Raw genomic sequence first — 4,446 nt, 5'->3', positions numbered from 1 at the left:
ACGATCACCACAAAATGATGCAAGAAAAGCATATGGGCGATACCGGTGGGCACGGTCACATGAGTGTCGACATGAAAGACGGCATGCAAGACGGGCAAAAAGGTGGAGGTCATCATGGGGGGGGGCACCATGGTGGCGCTCACGGTGGTCATCATGGAGAGTCATTGGCGGGTAAACCAGGGCAAGAAAGTGAAGTGGATCGCGTGATTAACGTTGAAGCGAACGACGCGATGCGCTTTGTTCACGAGCCGTTCAATATAAAAAATGGCGAGACGATCAAGTTTATCATTACCAACAAAGGCGCTGTGCCTCATGAATTTTCGATTGGTACCAAAGACGAACATATGGAGCACGGCCAGATGATGATGAAGAACCCCAACATGCATCACGGTCCAGGTGGCAACGCAATTACCGTAGCACCAGGCAAAACAGAAATACTCATATGGACATTTGAAGAAGCGGCTGAAGTAGAAGCTGCTTGTAATATTCCAGGCCATTACCAAGCGGGAATGCACAGCCCGGTAAAGTTTCGACCATAGAAACAAGAAATATAAATCCCGTTGAGAAATCCATTTAACACACTAACATCTAGGTTTTGTATACTTCTCAACCCAAATATAGTTGAACTAAGGGTTCGTTTTGTTGGCATTGTTACTTCTGGCAATCGCGTTAAGTATGGATGCGTTTGCTGTGTCTATTGGTTTAGGTTCAAAAAAAACGGTCGGCACACTAAAGCTTGCCACAATGTGCGCTATTTACTTCGGCCTTTTTCAGGGCCTTATGCCCCTTATTGGTTTTATAGGAGGTAAAGGTGTTCTCGTTTTTGCTGAAACCTATGCTCCCTGGGTATCGTTTATATTGCTTTTGATTATTGGTATTAAGATGATCTATGAAGCGCTTATAACTGGTGAAGAGAATGTCCCTTCTCATATAACTCATCGTGCTATGTTCATTCTAGGTATTGCCACCAGTATCGACGCAATGGCGGCGGGCTTTTCGTTAACGTTGCTGAACGTTAACGGATTTCTAGCCTGTACTTTCATAGCTATAACCACTGCACTATTTAGCTTTGCCGGAGTCTACCTTGGCGAGAAAACAGGCACTTGGCTCGAAAGTCGAGCTGAAGTGTTAGGTGGGACGATTTTGATATTGATCGGGTTAAAGGTCCTCTTAGGCTAAGACGGTCCAGCCTACTGTCATTCATAGAGAACTAAAAATTGTTTAAATAGGGTTCGAGAAATTATTAAGTAAAAACAATAAATAAAAGTGAGTACGAAGCTCTGGCCTCGTACTCGATTAAGCTACCAGGCTTTGTAGGGTAAGAACTTACCATTCATGGTTAAGACGACGCGATCACCTTTCGGGTTCTCTTCTTTTTCAACATCCATACTGAAGTCAATTGCGCTCATGATGCCGTCGCCAAACTTTTCTTGTATTACTTCTTTTAGCGTATCGCCGTAGACACCGACAATTTCATATAGCCGATAAATTAAAGGGTCTTGAGGAATGGATTGATCCCAGGTTTTAGTCGGGTATTCCATCAATGCAGGCTTTGCTTCGTCCGGTAAATCAAGTAAGGCACAAACCTTATCTGCAACGTCCTCGGGCATACTATTCATGCCCAGACAAGCTGAGGTGAGCCATACTGAGCCCATGCCGACTTCTTCTGCCATACCTTCCCAGGTAAGTTCTTTAGATTTTTTAGCTAATACAATTGCTTCGATCACTTCTTCTTTCTTCATCACAATCACCTTTATTTACTGTGTTGGTCAGCGTCAGGTTTGAGCTGAGGAATAAATTTCATAAAGGGCTTCTGCAAGCGCTATGCCATTGGAAATTGTTATTATTATTCAATAGATTAGCTAAAACCTATGCGTGTGATCTATCAGTGAGGGCCTTATTAGTGTGCACTGAAAGGCTTGTTTCGAAGAGAGAGCCCTGTCCTAAGGCACTGCTGAATCAAGGGACTTGTCTAGCTGATTGTAGTGAGCAAAATTTATCGTAGCTTCTTACGCCAAGCGGCGGGGCTTAGGCCATATTTTCGCTGAAATAAACGATTGAAGTGGCCAGGGTCTTGATAACCAACCTTCCATGATATTTCTGCGACACTTTGATCACTATGTTTGAGGTGCTCTTTTCCCTGCTCAATTTTTAAGTGTTGAATATAGCTAAGAGGTGATTCGCCCGTTGCTTCTTTAAAGCGACGTTTAAAGGTGCGTACACTCATATTTGCTTTTGTGGCAAGTTGCTCGATAGAAAGGGGCTCAATGAAGTGGATTTCAAGCCACTGCTGGATAGACAGAATAGCGTCGTCTTGATGGTAGGTTTGTTTACCAATGGAGGCAAATTCGCCGGAGTAGGCTCGTCTGAAATCGACCAAAAAAGTACTTTCTACGGCTTCGCCAACCTCAGTGCAGGATAAGCGTGAAAGCAGATAGATCATGATCTCCATGGCTGCATTCATTCCTGCAGAGCAATACAGTTCCCCGGTAGCGGTAATAAAACGATCGGGGCGAAGATCGATTTTGGGGTACTTCTGTGCGAACTCTTCTTGCTTATGCCAATGCGTGGTACAGATTCGCTCATCCAAGAGCCCCGCCTCTGCCAGAAAGTAGGAACCGGTTGTCGCAGCCATAATCGGGATACCTTGCTCGTGCCACTCCCTAAGCTTTGGGTATAAGGGGCGCTGATCGATTAGCAACGCTTCCATGTTACCCCAGATTCCATGAAGAATGACCAGGTCTGTATGTTTGATATCGCCTAGTGCCTGATCAGGTGTAATGCTTAAGCCGCTGAATGATGAAATAGCTTTGCCATCTAAGGTAACTAGCGAGATAGATATAGCCTCGCCCAAAAGCTTTTTTTGTAGCATGGAGGCAAAGGCAAATACATCATGACTAAGGCCTAAACTTAAGCCCATTGCATTCTCGCAGGCATAAAGCGTGACATGTTTTAGCATCATAATCTCCAGAAGATATTGGGGTATTATTTACCTTTATGGCCCGTTTGGCCATTTATATGTCCTGAGTCACGCTGTTTCTTTTTGTCTTCGATTCTTAAGATTGCGTTAGTTAGATCTTATATTGGAGATGAGCATGAAATTCACGTCTGAACATGAAGCCTTACGCAAAACAGTGCGAGCCTTTGTTGATCAGGAAATGGACCCTTTTGTTGATGAGTGGGAGCAGGCAGGCAAAGCGCCTTTACATTCACTATTCAAGAAAATGGGTGACCTGGGCTTGTTGGGTATACATAAACCCGAAGCGAATGGTGGTGCAGGTTTAGATTATAGTTATAACCTGGTGTTTGCTGAGGAAATTGGCCGAGCCTATGGGGGTTCCTTGCCCATGGCGATTGGTGTGCAAACAGACATGGCCACGCCTGCTTTGGCTCGTTTTGGTAGTGATGAGTTAAAACGTGATTTTTTGGCGCCAGCCATCGCTGGAGATATGGTTGCTTGTATCGGGGTTAGTGAAGCTGGGGCAGGTTCAGATGTTGCAGGTTTAAAAACGACCGCTAAAAGTGACGGTGATGACTACCTTATCAATGGCAGTAAGATGTGGATCACGAATGCGACGCAAGGTGATTGGATTTGTTTACTTGCCAACACTTCTGAAGGCAGTGTTCATGCAAATAAATCAATGATCATTGTGCCTTTGGATTCACCGGGTATCGAGATCTCAAAGCCTTTGGATAAACTCGGTATGCGCGCCAGTGATACGGGGCAGATATTCTTTGATAATGTTCGCGTACCTAAGCGCTATCGAATAGGCGAACAGAACAAAGGTTTCGCTATGCAGATGATGCAGTTTCAAGAAGAGCGAATGTATGCCGCTGCGAGTTCACTAAAGGGAATGGAGCGAATTATCAGTGATACCCGGGATTGGTGCCGAGATAGGGAGACCTTTGGCCAGCCGATATTAAACAATCAGGTGGTGCACTTTCGCTTGGCAGAGTTGCAAACCGAAGTTGAGGCGCTCAGAGCGCTGACTTGGAGAGCTTGTCAGCAACATATTGAAGGTGAAGACGCGACCTACCTGGCATCCATGGCTAAATTAAAAATGGGCAGGTTATGGCGTGAAGTAAGTGATAGCTGCCTTCAATACTGGGGAGGCATGGGTTTTATGTGGGATAATCCTGCTGCCAGAGCCTATCGTGATACGCGGATACTATCGATAGCCGGTGGTAGTGATGAGATGATGCTCGGAATTATTGCCAAGCATATGGGCACATTGCCGAGCCGACGATAGAAGCGGTTCTGCCAAAAATAGCTTTTACATTGAGATAGAAAAAATGCCAATACCCGCCTTATTCGAAAACAAACTAAGCTTGCCTGTTATCTGCGCGCCGATGTTTTTGGTCTCTAGCCCTAAACTGGTGATCAATGCATGTAAAAACGGTGTCGTAGGCACGTTTCCCAGCTTTAATACCCGAACTCAGGACTTA

Annotated in this window: 5 protein-coding genes; 3 read left to right on the top strand and 2 right to left on the bottom strand. The window is 45.1% G+C overall.

Features of this window, described 5'->3' with window-relative positions; genetic code table 11:
* Together A3735_RS11705 and A3735_RS11700 are read left to right on the top strand one after the other, a co-directional pair.
* Positions 1-539, top strand: a 539-nt coding sequence (locus tag A3735_RS11705; protein WP_231882546.1) for a plastocyanin/azurin family copper-binding protein, incomplete at its 5' end; no start/stop codon positions are given.
* 103 nt (positions 540-642) lie between these two features.
* Positions 643-1,179, top strand: a complete 537-nt coding sequence (locus A3735_RS11700) for a manganese efflux pump MntP family protein (RefSeq protein ID WP_231882545.1) — start codon at positions 643-645, stop codon at positions 1,177-1,179.
* A gap of 122 nt (positions 1,180-1,301) precedes the next feature.
* On the opposite strand, the gene cynS is transcribed toward A3735_RS11700, so the two are convergent.
* Positions 1,302-1,742, bottom strand: coding sequence for a cyanase (gene cynS / locus A3735_RS11695; RefSeq protein WP_068554530.1), 441 nt, complete (start codon positions 1,740-1,742; stop codon positions 1,302-1,304).
* A 254-nt stretch (positions 1,743-1,996) separates the two neighbouring features.
* Positions 1,997-2,962 carry a GlxA family transcriptional regulator gene (locus A3735_RS11690; RefSeq protein ID WP_197485879.1) on the bottom strand — a complete coding sequence of 322 codons (966 nt, stop codon included), beginning with the start codon at positions 2,960-2,962 and terminating at the stop codon, positions 1,997-1,999.
* 133 nt (positions 2,963-3,095) lie between these two features.
* Here A3735_RS11690 and A3735_RS11685 point away from each other — a divergent pair, with 133 nt between their 5' ends.
* The gene (locus tag A3735_RS11685) at positions 3,096-4,250 is read left to right on the top strand and encodes an acyl-CoA dehydrogenase family protein (RefSeq protein ID WP_068507020.1); all 1,155 of its coding nucleotides are present in this window, start codon (positions 3,096-3,098) and stop codon (positions 4,248-4,250) included.
* The last annotated feature ends 196 nt before the right edge of the window (positions 4,251-4,446 follow it).

Source organism: Oleiphilus sp. HI0061, assembly GCF_001635675.1.
Note: the sequence above shows the minus strand (reverse complement) of the source record. Positions and strands in the feature narration are given on the sequence as shown.